We start from the raw sequence: 13,319 nt of genomic DNA, 5'->3' as shown, positions 1-13,319 counted from the left end.
ACCCACGCGTGATCAAACGAGGTCGCCACAACGCTTATATCGTCAAGAAACCCCATCATCGCGGAACTCGACACAATGAGCCGCCTACCATCCGCGTCCTCGCAACATGCCTAACTTAGTGGCATTGCGCCATAGCGCCCTGGATGCCGAAGGATCAGCGGTGCGATGATGGGCGCATGACGGCATGGCGCGACGTCGAGCAGGCAGAGCCGGAGTTCGCGCGGCGCGTGCGGGCGCTGTTCGATGCTCACCGGCACAAGACGATCGCCACCCTGCGAGCCGACGGGTCGCCGCGGATCTCCGGGATCGAGGCCGCCTTCGAGGACGGCGAACTGGTCTTCGGTTCGATGCCGAACGCGCGCAAGGGCGAGGATCTCCGCCGGGATCCGCGGTTCGCCCTGCACAGCGCCACGGTCGACCCGGTCGAGGGCTCCGAGGCGCAGTGGCCGGGCGAGGCGAAGATCTCCGGTCGGGCGACGGCCGCCGGATCGATCGCCGAAGGACCGGAGGGCGACCGCTTCCACGCCGACATCGCCGAGGTGGTGCACACCCACCTCGACGAGAAGGCCACGATGCTCGTCGTCGAGTGGTGGACGCCCGCGCACGGGCTGCGCAGGATCGAGCGCGAGTGACCCCCGGTCGCCGGTCAGATCCTCGCCCGCACGGCCGCCCGGCGACCGGGGCGTCGAGGGGTCACCGGCCCTGGGGTGCCGGGACGCGTTCCAGGATGCCGCCGGCGAAGACGTCGTAGAGCGGCAGCGACTCCAGGTGGACGTAGCCGATGTGGCAGTCGCAGATCTCGTGCGGGCAGGGGGACCGGCGGGGGCGGAAGGTACCGTCGTAGAGGTTGCCGAGCACCTCGGAGACGAAATGGCAGCGGCGGACGGTGCCGTCACCGTCCACCGAGATCACGGTGTCGCCGGTGCGGCACGGGACACCCCGGCTGGGGTGGGGGTGCCGGCTGTAGGAGAACAGCGGGTCGATCTCCGACCACTGCGCGGCCTCAGCGTCGGTGTAGGAGCGGCCCTCGGCGGCGTTGACCCACAGGTAGACCTCGGGCGGCAGGTCCGCGCGCAGCCGGCGGGCGGCGGCCAGGTGCTCGGGCAGGCCCACGATGCCGGCGCTGTGCCGGACGCCCCGCTCGGCCAGCTCGCGGCACCGGCCCAGGAAGCGCGCGTAGGGCACCTGGTCGGGATGGTAGGTCGCCCAGAACGCCAGTTTGGTCAGGTCGGCGCCGGCGGTCCAGCCGATCCGCTGGCCGAGGTTGGTCTGGATCGCCACCCGCCCGACGTGCGGCAGCCGGCTCAGCTCGACCAGCGCCCGGCGGTACCAGGACCGCACCAGCCCCTCCCCCCACGGGGTGAACAGCACCGACACCCCGTGCGGGCGGCCGGCGACCCAGGCGGTGAAGCGTTCCAGCGCCGCCCGGTCGGCGCGCAGTTGTTCGGGGCTGTCCCGGCGCTTGGCGAACGGGCAGTACCCGCAGTCGTAGTCGCAGCTCGCCAGCGGACCCCGGTACAGGATCGTCAGGTGCCCGCCCGTCCCGGCATCGCCCGGCTCGGACCGGGCGGCGCCAGCAGGGGTTCCCGGCGGCGGGACGGGCGCGGGCAGGCCCAGCCAGGCCCGGGCCATCAGCGGGCCTCGTAGGACGCCATGAGCGCGCGGACCCGGGGCGAGAACAGCGCGGGGCCGATGGCGTCGGAGTGGGCCAGCCCCTCGGGGGTGAGCCGCAGGGCGCCGGGTTCGAGCCAGCCCCGTTCCGCCCAGCCGCCCAGTTCCACCGGGAAGTCGTCCCGCGGGTCGGTGCCGAAGCGGGCCCGGTAGAGGCCCTCGTCCACGCCGGACGCCTGGAGCAGGGACTGCAGCAGGTGCCGGCGCCGCCGCTCGTCGCCGTCCAGGGCGAAGCCGACCCGGGCGGTGCCGAAGTCGGTCTCGCGGACGTAGTCGTCGATGATGCCGCGGACCTGGCTCGCGCCGACGGCGTACTCGAAGGAGTAGTGCAGGTCGGCGGTGTAGGAGCGGGCGCCGCAGCCCAGGCCGACCATGCCGTCGGTCTGGCAGCAGTACTCGGTGTCGCCGGCGGTGCCCGGGCGGCGGAACATCCGCATCGAGACCTGCTCGTAGCCGCGGGACAGCAGGTGGTCGCGGCCGGTCCGGTAGAGCTCCAGCCGCTGGTCGTCCCAGTCGCGGGCCCGCCGGTCCAGCCCGGTCAGCGGGCGGACGTACAGCGGGTACAGGTACAGCTCCTCCGGCTCCCAGGCCAGCGCGGTGTCCAGCGAGTACCGCCAGGACTGCGGGGTCTGGCCGTCGATACCGTAGATCAGGTCGATGTTCAGGGTCGGGAAGCCGGCCGCGCGGATCGCGGCGAGCGCGGCCTCCACCTCGGCGCGCTTCTGCGGGCGGACGGCGGCGCGGGCCTCGGCGTCGATGAAACTCTGCACCCCGATGGAGACGCGGGTGGCGCCCCGGTCGCGCAGCACGGCGAGCCGGTCGGGAGTGGCGGTGGCCGGGGAGGTCTCCACGCCCAGCGGGATCGCGCCGAGCGGGGCGAGGCGGGCGGCGATGTCGCAGAGCCGGTCCAGTTCGGCCGCGGTGAGGTAGGTCGGGGTGCCGCCGCCGAACGCGGCGGTGGCGAACGACGCGTCGCCCAGCGCGTCCGCGGTGGCGGTGGTCTGGCGGTCCAGCGCGTCCAGGTAGGCGCCGGTCAGTTCCTCGGGGGCGCCGGTCCGGGTGAACAGGTTGCAGAACCCGCAGCGCATCTCGCAGAACGGGACGTGCAGGTAGAGGAACAGCGCGTCTTTGGGCTCGGCCGCCCACACGTCGGCCAGCCGGGGCCGGGGGTCGAGCGGCCGGTACGCCGTCTTGTGCGGGTACGCGTAGACGTAGCCCTGGTAGGGGCTGGTGGTCTGGATCAGCGGCAGGGTCACGACAGCACGAACTCCCCGTACGGCACGGTCCACACGGCCTCGTGGCCGATGCGGTGCCCGACGTGCCCGTCCTCCCCGTACGCCGTCCCGTGGTCGGAGCAGACGATCACGAAGCAGGGCCGGCGCATCAGGCCGAACAGCCGCTCCAGCCGGGAGTCCACGTACTCCAGGGCGGCGGCGTGCGAGGCGATCGAGTCCTCGGTGGCGCCGTCGAGGTGGTACCGGTTCGGCTGGTGCAGCGCGGCGACGTTGAGCAGCAGGAACAGCCGCCGCCCGGCGGGCAGCCCCGCCACCGTCGCGGCGACCCGGTCGATCTGGTGGTCGAGCGAGGCCGGGTCGGTGACCCCGAACTCCGGTGCCCAGTGGCTCTCGGCGAACATCCCGGGCAGCACGGAGCCCAGCGGGGTCAGCTTGTTGAAGAACCCCACCCCGCCGACGCAGACTGTGTGGTAGCCGGCCGCGGCCAGCCCGGCGGGCAGGTCCGGGGCGTCGAACACCCAGGTTCCGGGGGCGGTGGTCTCGCTGCCGGGAAAGGTGGCGGCGAACGGCCGGGGGTGCGGCCCGGGCGCGGCCGGGGTGGGCAGGAAACCGGCGAGCATCGCGGCGTGCGAGGCGAAGGTGAAGTTGCCCGGGGCGTGCCGCCGCTCCCAGCGCCCGCCCGGCAGCAGCCCGGCCAGCACCGGGGTGCGCCCGGCGGCGGCCAGTTCGGCGGCCACGTCGTAGCGCAGCGTGTCGAGCGTGACCAGCAGCAGATCGTGGCTGCCCACGATCTCATTCATATCAATCATGTACTGACATTCTGCGACAAAGCGGCCCGGACCTGGGCAGTGTAGGTGTCCATCCCCTCCGCGGCACCGCCCGGGAGGCCGGTCAGCCCCGGCAGCAGGTCACCGAACGCGTTCACCTCGCCCACCGCGAACCGCCGCCAGCCGACCCCGACCAGCAGGTCCACCCCCACCATCAGGCTGCGCGGGAAGCAGGCGGCGGCCCGGGCGCAGACGTCCATGGCCTCCCGCCAGCCGGGCTCGCCCAGCGCCGCCCGCACCGCCCCGAGGTCGCCGCGCGCGCCGCCCAGGTGCAGGTTGGTCATCGGGTGCCGGCTGGTGCGCACCACCGCGTGGGTCGGCTCGCCCGCGACCACGACCACCCGCAGGTCCAGCGATCGGCCGCCGAGCGACGCCTTGGGGAACCACCGCTCGACGTGCAGCCCGTCCGGAGCCAGCGTGTCGACCAGCGCCGCGACCTCCGCCTCGGTCGTGTAGCAGCGCACCCGCAGCGAGTTGTGGTACTCCCCCTCGAACAGGGCGGCCGAGGTGACGGCCCTGATCCGGCCGGGCGCCGTCTGGAGCGCGACGACACCGGAGGCCGAGGAGCCGTGCGCGGGCTTGACGAAGACCCGCGGCTCACCCGCCTCCGCCATCCGGGCGCGCAGCTCGGCGTACCCGCCGACCGGGCCCAGCGCGGGCGGGACGGGAACGCCGGCCGCCAGCAGCCGGGCATGGGTGAGCCGCTTGTCGAACATCACCGCGATCTCGCCGGGGTCGCCGAGCAGGCGCGCGCCGTCCCGCCGGGCCGCCACGCCGATCCGGTCGAGGGCGGCGGTGAACGCCGGGTACCAGCGGGCGCCGCCGCCCACCCGGGTCGGCTCGCCGGGCCCGCGCAGCAGCGCGTCGACCGCGGCGTCCTCACCCGGCGAGTCGATCCGCAGCAGCGTGCCCGGCCCGAACGGCGGCGGCCCCCCGGCCAGCACGTCCGCCCACGACACCACCACCGGCGGGCGCTCCCCGCACGCGGCGGCGAACAGCTCCACCCGCCGCCCGCCCGGCACGCCGACCACCGTGAACGTCACTCGCCCACCTCCACGTACAGCCACTCGCCGTCGTCGTCCTGCCGGTCGGACAGGTCGACCTCGACGTCAGGCAGGGCTGCGCGGACGCGGTCCATCATCTCGTCGCTCAGGTAGTGGTGGTGCAGGCCGAGCCAGTCCAGGTGGGTGAGGGGCTGCCCGGCCAGCAGCGCCTCGGCGCCCTCGTCCGTCAGCGCCCCCATGGCCAGGGACAGCGACTCCAGCCGGGCCACCACCGGGGCGGACGCCACCGCGGCGGCGATCTCGTCCTGGCGGGTGCTGTTCTGCAGGCCCAGGTGCCGCAGGGACGGCAGCCGCTCCCCCGACAGGATCTCCGCCAGGTCGGGCATCTCCCAGGTCGCGCCGTAGTCCTCGTCGCCCAGCCACAGCTCCAGGTGCTCCAGCGCGGGCAGGTCGCACGCCGAGACCGCGGCCACCGGGCCCGACGGCAGCCCGCCGGACTCCAGCCGCAGCACCCGCAGCGCCTCGTGCCGCACCGGCTCCAGTTCCAGGCCGTCCCCTGCCTGGAAGGTCATGCCGGCCCCGCCGCGGACCTCCAGCACCTCCAGCTCCGGGAACGCCCGCAGCAGCGGGGCGATATCGCCCTGCGGGATCCAGGAGATCTCGCACTCGTCGGAGTTGACGTCGGCCAGCGCGATCAGCCGCAGTTCGGGGAAGCGGTCCGCCGCCTCGACAAGCAGCCGGATCGGCAGGTCGGCGGAGGTCTGGATCATGTCCGCCCAGCCGCCGATGATGAGTTCCCGGACCCGGGTGGTGTCGACCTGTTCCAGGAACCGGCCGAAGTGCTCAACGTAGTCGGCCTCTGTCTGCTCGTAGTCGTTGAGCCAGATGCGCCAGGCGGCCTCCGCGGCGGGCGGCGGCGGAGGGGGCGGCGGCGCGGCGGCGCGCAGCGCCTTGAGCTGCGGGGAGAGCGCCTCGGGGATCGGCGCCGCGAACTCGTACACGGGCAGGGTGCGGTACCGGGCCAGTGATGTGTGGACGCTCATTTCCGCGTGCTCTCGTGAAACCGCCCGGCGAGTTCGCTCACTCCATCGCCTCCGAGTACCGGAACCCGCCCTTGCGCCGGTGGCCGAGGGCCACCTCGACGCCTGGAAGCGCGGCACGGAGGCGCTCGGTCATCGCCTCGCTCATGGAGTGGTGGCTCAGGTCGAGCTTCTTCAGGTGGGTCAGCGGCTGCCCGGCCAGCAGCGCCTCGCCGCCTCTGTCGGTCAGTTCTCCCAGCGACAGGTCCAGCGTCTCCAGCCGCGCCACCACCGGAGCCGACGCCACCGCCGCGGCGATCTCGTCCTGGAACTCGCCGTCCAGCAGCCCCAGGTACCGCAGGGACGGCAGCCGCTCCCCGGTCAGGATCGGCGCCAGGTCCGCCGGGGTGGCGTCGCCGCCGTGGTTGCCGTCGCCCAGCCACAGCTCCAGGTGCTCCAGCGCGGGCAGGTCCGACGCCGCCACCGCCCGCGTCGCCCCGGCCGACAGGCCGCCGGCCTCCAGCCGCAGCACCCGCAGCGACGCGTGCCGCACCGGCTCCAGTTCCAGGTTGCTGCCGCCGCGCACCTCCAGCACCTCCAGCGCCGGGAACGCCCGCAGCAACGGCGTCACGTCCGCCTGGACGATCATGGCCAGCTCGTCGGCGATGTCGCCGAGGGCGATCGCCCGCAGTGCCGGGAACCGGTCGGCCGCCCCGGCCAGCACCTCGACGGCATCGCCACAGCTGCTGAAGTACACCTCCCCGCAGGAGCCGAAGACCAGTTCGCGGACCCGGGTGGTGTCGACAGTCCGCAGGAAACGGGCGAAGTACGAGGCGTAGTCGGGGTCGAGAAGGTCCGGATCCTCCTCGCCCTCCCTGTCGTAGTCCAGCCGCCAGGCCACGGCCGCGGCGTCGGGCAGGGCAGCGCCAGCATCCTTCTCCCTGGTGGGGAAGTTGCGCTCGGGCAGGGTCAGGTGCTCGGGCAGCCACACCTCGTCGGCGGGCACGTCGTAGATCACTTGGCCACCGCCCCGGTCGCGCCGGGGGACACGGCGCGGGCGCGTTCCGCCCTCGCCTCGCTCGGCTGGTGGTGATGCACGTCAGGCTCCTTCGGTCGGGTGAACGGCCACCCAGCGTGGTGCCCCCGCCGTGCTCGGGAAAGAGACGTTCGGGCAGGGCCGGGGGCGCGCCGCGGCGCTCGTTCGGCCGGCGTCGTGCCCCGCGGGGACAGGTGGCCGGGACCGCTCACTCGGACACCTCCACGTACGGCATGTCGTCGTCGGGGTCTCCCCCGTCGGACAGGTCCAGGTCCACGCCCGGCAGGGCCGCCCGCAGCCGGTCCATCATCGCGTCGGTGAGGTAGTGGTGGCTCAGGTCGAGCTTCTTGAGGTGGGTGAGCGGCTGGCCCGACAGCAGCGCCTCGGCGCCCGCGTCGGTCAGCGCCCCCATCGACAGGTCCAGCGTCTCCAACCGCGCCACCACCGGCGCGGACGCCACCGCCGCGGCGATCTCGTCCTGGATTTCGGCGTCGGCGAGGGCGAGGTGGCGCAGCGCGGGCAGCCGCTCGCCGCCCAGGATCGGCGCCAGGTCGGCGGCGGTGGTGTCGCCGCCGTAGTCCGGCACGCCCAGCCACAGATCCAGCCGCTCCAGGTTCGGCAGGTCGGACCTGCCCACCGCCCAGGCGACGCCGGACGGCAGCCCGCCGGTCTCGATCCGCAGCACCCGCAGCGCGGTGCTCTCGAACGAGTCCAGATCCAGGTGGGTGCCGCCGCGCACCTCGAACCGCTCCAGCAGGGGGAACGCCTCCAGCAACTGGGTGACACCGGAGGAGTGCTCGATCCAGGAGATCTCGGCCTCCCTGAACACGATCTCGCCGAGGAACAGCGAGCGCAGCGCCGGGAACTGGTCGGCCGCCGCCACCAGCGACTTCACCGGGTCGGCGGGCCCGCTGTCGTAGGACGCGCCCCAGTACCCGATGAGCAGCGCGGTCACCCGGGTGGTGTCGACCTCGCGCAGGAACCGCGCGAACACCTCGTCGAAGTGCTCGCCATCGAACTTGGTGGCGACCCGCCAGGCCGCCGCCCCGGCCTCCGGCCGCTCCTCCTCCCGGGCGAAGTCGAAGACGGGCAGCCCGCCGTACTCGGAGAGGTGTTTGCCGATGGTCACGTTCGGGATCTTCCTTTCGTGGAATGCGGGGCCGGCCGCAGGGACCGGCCTGGTGGAGATGTTCTCAGGTCACTCCGAGGCGGCGACGTACGGCCAGTCGTCGTCGGGGTCCTCACCGTCGGACAGGTCCACGTCCACGCCCGGCAGGGCCGCCCGCAGCCGGTCCATCATCGCGTCGGTGAGGTAGTGGTGGTGCAGGTCGAGTTCCTTGAGGTGGGTGAGCGGCTGGCCCGACAGCAGCGCCTCGGCGCCCGCGTCCGTCAGCGCCCCCATCGACAGGTCCAGCGACTCCAGCCGCGCCACCACCGGCGCCGACGCCACCGCCGCGGCGATCTCGTCCTGGATCTCGCTGTTCCGCAGGCCCAGGTGCCGCAGGGACGGCAGCCGCTCGCCGCCCAGGATCGGTGCCAGGTCGGCGGCGGTGGCGCTCCCGCCCTGGGTCTCCACGCCCAGCCACAGTTCGAGGTGCTCCAGCGCGGGCAGCTCGCAGGCGCCGACGGTCCTGACCACGTGGCTGCGCAGCCCGGCGGACTCGATCCGCAGCGTCCGCAGCGACGCGTGCCGCACCTTCTTCAACCCCAGCTTGGTGCCGCCGCGGATCCGCAGCGCCGTCAGCTCCGGGAACGCCTGCAGCAGCGGCGCGACGTCCGACTGCTCGATCCAGGACAGCTCCGAATCCTCGTAGGAGATGTCGCCGAGGAACAGCGAGCGCAGCGCCGGGAACCGGTCGGCCGCGTCGGCCAGCAGCTTGACGGCGGTCGCGGAGGAGTCGTTGACCGGGTCGCCCCAGGAGCCGATGGTCAGGTCCCGGATCCGGGTGGTGTCGACGGTCTCCAGGAACCGGGCGAAGTACGAGGCGTAGTCGGAGTCGGCGTTCTCGCCGTCGTACTCGTGGCACCGGAGCCGCCAGGACACCGCGGCGGGGTCGGGCCGCCACCCGGCGGGCGGCGTCGCCTCGCCGGCCTCGCCGTGGACGAGGGTCGGGAAGGCGTGCCCGGTGAAGTCGATCACTCGGACACCGCCACGAACCGCCACCGTCCCCGCTGGTCCTGCCGGTCGCTCAGGTCGATCTCGACGCCGGGCAGCGCGGCGCGGACACGCCGCATCATCTCCTCGCTCAGGTAGTGGTGGCTCAGGTCGAGCCGCTTGAGGTGGGTGAGCGGCTGGCCCGACAGCAGCGCCTCGGCGCCCTCGTCGGTCAGCGCCCCCATCGACAGGTCCAGCGTCTCCAGCCGGGCCACCACGGGGGCGCCGGCCACCGCCGCGGCGACCTCGTCCTGGATCCCGGCGTCGGCGAGGGCCAGGTGCCGCAGCGCGGGCAGCCGCTCGCCGCCCAGGATCGGCGCCAGGTCGGCGGCGGTGGCGTTGCCGCCGTAGTCCGGCACGCCCAGCCACAGATCCAGCCGCTCCAGGTTCGGCAGGTCGCACTCGCCCACCCCCCGGACCACCTCGCGGGGCAGCCCGCCGGTCTCCATCCGCAGCACCCGCAGCGCGGTGCTCTTGACCGGGTTCAGCCGCAGGCCGGTGCCGCCGCGCACCTCGAACCGCTCCAGCAGGGGGAACGCCTCCAGCAGCGGGGTGATGTCGGAGTGCTCGATCCAGGAGATCTCCGACTCCTCCATCACGATGTCGCCGAGGAACAGCGAGCGCAGCGCCGGGAACCGGTCGGCCGCCGGCACCAGCAGTTCCACCGGGTCGGCGGTGTTGTCGTCGTAGGACGCGCCCCAGTAACCGATGACCAGCGCGGTCACCCGGGTGGTCTCGACCTCGCGCAGGAACCGCGCGAACACCTCGCCGAAGTGCTCGCCCTCGAACTCGGTGGCGATCCGCCAGGCCGCCGCCCCGGCCTCCGGCCGCTCCTCCTCCCGGGCGAAGTCGAAGACGGGGAGCCCGCCGTACTCGGAGAGATACTCATGGATGGTCACGTTCGGGTTCCCTTCGGGGGAGGCGGGGCCGGCGGCGCGGGCCCGCCCGGTACGGGTGTTCTCCGGTCACTCCGAGACGGCGACGTACCGCCACTCGTCCTCGACCTGGGCCCCGCGCAGGTCGATCTCGACGCCGGGCAGCGCGGCGCGAATGCGTTGGGTCATCTCGTCGCTCAGGAAGTGGTGGCTCAGGTCGAGCTTCTTGAGGTGGGTGAGCGGCTGGCCCGACAGCAGCGCCTCGGCGCCCTCGTCGCCCAGGGTGCCCATGGGCAGGCTGAGCGTCTCCAGCCGGGCCACCACGGGGGCGCCGGCCACGGCGGTGGCGATCTCGTCCTGGATCTCGCTGTCCTCCAGCCCGAGGTAGCGCAGGGACGGCAGCCGCTCGCCGGCCAGGATCGGCGCCAGGTCGGCGACGGTGGCGTCGCCGCCGTACTCCGCCACGCCCAGCCACAGCTCCAGGTGCTCCAGGTTCGGCAGGTCACTCTCGCCCACCGCCCGGACCACCTCGCGGGGCAGCCCACCGGTCTCCATCCGCAGCACCCGCAGCGCGGTGCTCTTGACCGGGCTCAGCTCCAGTTCGGAGCCGCCGCGCACCTCGAACCGCTCCAGCAAGGGGAACGCGGCCAGGAGCGGGGTGACGTCCGTCTGCATGATCCAGGAGATCTCGGCCTCCTCCGCCAGGATCTCCCCGACGAACAGCGCGCGCAGGTCCGGGAACCGGTCGGCCGCCGCCGCGAGCCGCGCCACCGGCTTGTCCAGCTCGTAGCCGCCCCCGCAGTAACCGATGATCAGGGCGCTCACCCGGGAGACGTCCACCCGCTCCAGGAAGCGCTCGAACTTCTCCAGGTACCGGGACGTCGACTCGTTCCAGCCCACCCGGATCCGCCAGGCCACCGACGCCGCGGGGGGCAGGTCCGGCCCGGGCGTCTCGTCGGTGAAGTCGACGACCCGCAGCCCGGCGAACTCGGCGCAGTGCTCGGACAAGGACATGTGGTCTCCCCGCTTCGGAAACTGGCGGGACCTGTCCTACCAGAGCAGAGCGACAATCCTCGGGAAACCCCAGAAAACTCCGGTGAACTCCGCCGGGGGTGCACTCATGGGAGGTTCCGGCGGCCGGGCCCGCTCACTCGGCGGCGGCCACGTAGGGCGACCACCACTCGTCGCCGGGGTCCGGCTCCTCCCGGCCGGAGAGGTCCACCTCGACGCCGGGCAGCGCGGCGCGCAGCCGTTGCATCATCTCCTCGCCGATGAAGTGGTGGTGCAGGTCGAGCTTCTTGAGGTGGGTGAGCGGCTGGCCCGACAGCAGCGCCTCCGCGCCCTCGTCGGTCAGCACGCCCAGCCCCAGGCTCAGCGTCTCCAGCCGGGCCACCACCGGGGCGGCGGCCACGGCGGCGGCGACCTCGTCCTGGATCTCGCCGTTCCGCAGCCCCAGGTACCGCAGCGCCGGCAACCGCTCGCCCGACAGGATCGGCGCCAGGTCGGCCACGGTGGCGTCGCCGCCGTACTCCGCCACGCCCAGCCACAGCTCCAGGTGCTCCAGCGCCGGCAGGTCGCAGTCCCCCACCGTCCGCACGACCTCGCCGGGCAACCCGCCCGTCTCGATCCGCAGCGCCTGCAGCGACTCGTGCCGCACCGGCCCCAGCGCCAGGTCGTCGCCGCCGCGCACCTCCAGCACCTCCAGGGCCGGGAACGCCCGCAGCAGGGGCGTCACGTCGCACAGCGAGGTCCAGGACAGCTCCGCGTCCTCATAGGAGATGTCGCCGAACGCGACCGCCCGCAGCGCCGGAAACCGGGCTGCCTCCTTGATCAGCAGTTCGACGGCCTCGTCGGGGCCGGTGTAAGACGGCTCCCCGCAGCAGCCGAAGACCAGTTCCCGCACCCGGGTGGTGTCGACCGACTCCATGAACCGGGCGAGGTACGCGTCGTAGCCGTCCTCTTTGACGGAGTAGAGGAGGCTGTTGTAGTGCAGCCGCCACGCCACGGTGCCCGCGTCGGACGGTGCCGGGTCGTCCGGCCCCTCCTCGCCCAGCGGCGGGAAGAGACGCCAGGGCAGTGTCATGCACGCGCCGAGGTCGTTCATCCGGTCACCGCCGCGGACGGGTCGGTGACCGGAGGAACGAACCGGGAGCCGGGGGGCAGGCGGAAGGTCACTGCGCTCTGCTTTCTCGCGGGACCGGCGAGGAGCCGGTGATCGGGAACTGGCGGGACCGTCCTACCAGAGGCACCAGGCGAAGCGGGGGCGGACCAGCGAACGGCCCCCGTCAGTGTGCGGGTGCCCAGGGCGCCGGGGTCAGGACCTCCTGGCCGGCCTCGCCGGGGCCGGCCAGGCCGGCCAGGGTGAGGGTGAGCTGGAGTTCGGCCATGAGGCAGCGCAGCACGTGCCGGACGCCCGCCTCGCCGCCGAGCGCCAGCCCGTACGCGTACGGGCGGGCCAGCAGCACCGCGCGGGCGCCCAGCGCCAGCGCCTTCACCACGTCGGCGCCCGTCCGCACCCCGCTGTCGAAGAGCACGGTGAGCCGGTCGCCCACCGCCTCCACCACGCCGGGCAGCGCGTCCAGCGCCCCCACCGAGCCGTCCACCTGGCGGCCGCCGTGGTTGGAGACGACCACGCCGTCCATCCCCGCGTCGGCCGCGCGGCGGGCGTCGTCGGGGTGCAGGATGCCCTTGAGCGCGATCGGGCCGTCCCAGTGCTCCCGCAGGAAGGTCAGATCGTCCCAGGTCAACGCGGGGTTACCGAAGTTCGCCACCCAGTGCAGGACCGCCATGCCCTGGTTGTCGGGGGTGACGGGGCCGCCGATCGCCCGCTGGAAGACCGGGTCGGAGAAGTAGTTGGCGGTGCCGATCCCGCGCAGGAACGGCAGGTACGCGCCGTCCAGGTCGCGCGGCCGCCAGGCCATGGTGAACGTGTCGAGGGTGACCACCAGCGCGGTGTACCCGGCCTTCTTCGCCCGCTCCAGGAAGCTCGCCGCCAGATCGCGGTCCTTGGACCAGTAGAGCTGGAACCAGCGCGGGCCGGCGCCGCTCGCCGCGGCCACCGCCTCCATGTCGTGGGAGGCGGCCGAGCTCAGCACCATCGGCACGCCCAGCGCCGCCGCGGCCCGGGCCACCGCGAGCTCGCCCTCCGGGTGCAGGATCGACAGCACCCCGATCGGGCCGAGCAGGACCGGCGCGGGCAGGGCCGTGCCCAGGACGTCCACCGCCAGGTCGCACGAGGACACGTCCCGGAGCATCCGCGGGACGATCCGCCACCGGTCGAACGCCGCCCGGTTGGCCCGCGCGGTGGCCTCGGTGCCCGCCGAGCCGGCGACGTACCCGAACGCCCGGGCCGACAGCCGGGCGGCGGCCAGTTCCTCCAGCGCGGTCAGGTCGGTGGGCAGCGGGGGGCGCTGATCCGCCAGGCCGTTCAGGTAGATCTCGTTCTGGAAGTCGGCGGGCTTGCTCATGGGGGCTCCTCGATCGGCGACAATGGCAAC

The 13,319-nt window shown here is 73.5% G+C and carries 13 protein-coding genes; 1 reads left to right on the top strand and 12 read right to left on the bottom strand.

Annotation, left to right across the window (positions count from 1 at the left end; translation table 11 throughout):
- Positions 1-176: 176 nt before the first annotated feature.
- Positions 177-632, top strand: a complete 456-nt coding sequence (locus DPM19_RS33590; protein ID WP_111872127.1) for a pyridoxamine 5'-phosphate oxidase family protein — start codon at positions 177-179, stop codon at positions 630-632.
- A gap of 61 nt (positions 633-693) precedes the next feature.
- Here DPM19_RS33590 and DPM19_RS33585 read toward each other — a convergent pair whose 3' ends face one another.
- The 12 genes from DPM19_RS33585 to DPM19_RS33530 all read right to left on the bottom strand — a co-directional run bounded on the left by DPM19_RS33585 (position 694) and on the right by DPM19_RS33530 (position 13,289).
- Complete coding sequence (locus tag DPM19_RS33585) at positions 694-1,632, bottom strand: STM4011 family radical SAM protein (RefSeq protein WP_199485422.1); 939 nt, start codon at positions 1,630-1,632, stop codon at positions 694-696.
- The gene (locus DPM19_RS33580) at positions 1,632-2,927 is read right to left on the bottom strand and encodes an STM4012 family radical SAM protein (protein WP_233511087.1); all 1,296 of its coding nucleotides are present in this window, start codon (positions 2,925-2,927) and stop codon (positions 1,632-1,634) included. The genes DPM19_RS33585 and DPM19_RS33580 overlap by 1 nt, the downstream gene beginning before the upstream one ends.
- A complete protein-coding gene (locus tag DPM19_RS33575) occupies positions 2,924-3,715 on the bottom strand; it encodes an STM4013/SEN3800 family hydrolase (protein ID WP_111872126.1) in 792 nt (263 codons plus the stop codon). The genes DPM19_RS33580 and DPM19_RS33575 overlap by 4 nt, the downstream gene beginning before the upstream one ends.
- Positions 3,712-4,776, bottom strand: coding sequence for an STM4014 family protein (locus DPM19_RS33570; protein WP_111872125.1), 1,065 nt, complete (start codon positions 4,774-4,776; stop codon positions 3,712-3,714). Before DPM19_RS33570 ends, DPM19_RS33575 begins: the two co-directional genes overlap by 4 nt.
- On the bottom strand, positions 4,773-5,780 hold the full coding sequence (locus DPM19_RS33565) for an STM4015 family protein (protein ID WP_111872124.1): 1,008 nt from the start codon (positions 5,778-5,780) through the stop codon (positions 4,773-4,775). The genes DPM19_RS33570 and DPM19_RS33565 overlap by 4 nt, the downstream gene beginning before the upstream one ends.
- 37 nt (positions 5,781-5,817) lie before the next feature.
- Positions 5,818-6,774, bottom strand: a complete 957-nt coding sequence (locus tag DPM19_RS33560; RefSeq protein WP_158566971.1) for an STM4015 family protein — start codon at positions 6,772-6,774, stop codon at positions 5,818-5,820.
- A 226-nt stretch (positions 6,775-7,000) separates the two neighbouring features.
- The gene (locus DPM19_RS33555; RefSeq protein ID WP_111872123.1) at positions 7,001-7,921 is read right to left on the bottom strand and encodes an STM4015 family protein; all 921 of its coding nucleotides are present in this window, start codon (positions 7,919-7,921) and stop codon (positions 7,001-7,003) included.
- Between the two features lie 69 nt (positions 7,922-7,990).
- Positions 7,991-8,932, bottom strand: coding sequence for an STM4015 family protein (locus DPM19_RS33550; protein WP_158566970.1), 942 nt, complete (start codon positions 8,930-8,932; stop codon positions 7,991-7,993).
- Positions 8,929-9,846 (bottom strand): STM4015 family protein, encoded by a 918-nt coding sequence (locus DPM19_RS33545; protein ID WP_111872122.1) that lies wholly within the window; start codon positions 9,844-9,846, stop codon positions 8,929-8,931. Before DPM19_RS33545 ends, DPM19_RS33550 begins: the two co-directional genes overlap by 4 nt.
- A gap of 66 nt (positions 9,847-9,912) precedes the next feature.
- Entirely contained in the window at positions 9,913-10,836 is a 924-nt protein-coding gene (locus DPM19_RS33540) for an STM4015 family protein (protein ID WP_111872121.1), read from the bottom strand.
- A 133-nt stretch (positions 10,837-10,969) separates the two neighbouring features.
- Positions 10,970-11,926, bottom strand: a complete 957-nt coding sequence (locus DPM19_RS33535; protein ID WP_111872120.1) for an STM4015 family protein — start codon at positions 11,924-11,926, stop codon at positions 10,970-10,972.
- 181 nt (positions 11,927-12,107) lie between these two features.
- Positions 12,108-13,289, bottom strand: coding sequence for a lactate 2-monooxygenase (locus DPM19_RS33530; RefSeq protein ID WP_111872119.1), 1,182 nt, complete (start codon positions 13,287-13,289; stop codon positions 12,108-12,110).
- Between the last annotated feature and the right edge of the window lie 30 nt (positions 13,290-13,319).

Source organism: Actinomadura craniellae, from assembly GCF_003289645.1.
Taxonomy (GTDB): domain Bacteria; phylum Actinomycetota; class Actinomycetes; order Streptosporangiales; family Streptosporangiaceae; genus Actinomadura_D; species Actinomadura_D craniellae.
This window is presented reverse-complemented; position numbering and strand designations above follow the sequence as displayed.

Coding starts and splice junctions, on each gene's coding strand:
- DPM19_RS33590 (WP_111872127.1), top strand. CDS start 177: ATGACGGCATGGCGCGACGTCGAGCAGGCAGAGCCGGAGTTCGCGCGG.
- DPM19_RS33585 (WP_199485422.1), bottom strand. CDS start 1,632: ATGGCCCGGGCCTGGCTGGGCCTGCCCGCGCCCGTCCCGCCGCCGGGA.
- DPM19_RS33575 (WP_111872126.1), bottom strand. CDS start 3,715: ATGATTGATATGAATGAGATCGTGGGCAGCCACGATCTGCTGCTGGTC.
- DPM19_RS33565 (WP_111872124.1), bottom strand. CDS start 5,780: ATGAGCGTCCACACATCACTGGCCCGGTACCGCACCCTGCCCGTGTAC.
- DPM19_RS33540 (WP_111872121.1), bottom strand. CDS start 10,836: ATGTCCTTGTCCGAGCACTGCGCCGAGTTCGCCGGGCTGCGGGTCGTC.
- DPM19_RS33535 (WP_111872120.1), bottom strand. CDS start 11,926: ATGAACGACCTCGGCGCGTGCATGACACTGCCCTGGCGTCTCTTCCCG.
- DPM19_RS33530 (WP_111872119.1), bottom strand. CDS start 13,289: ATGAGCAAGCCCGCCGACTTCCAGAACGAGATCTACCTGAACGGCCTG.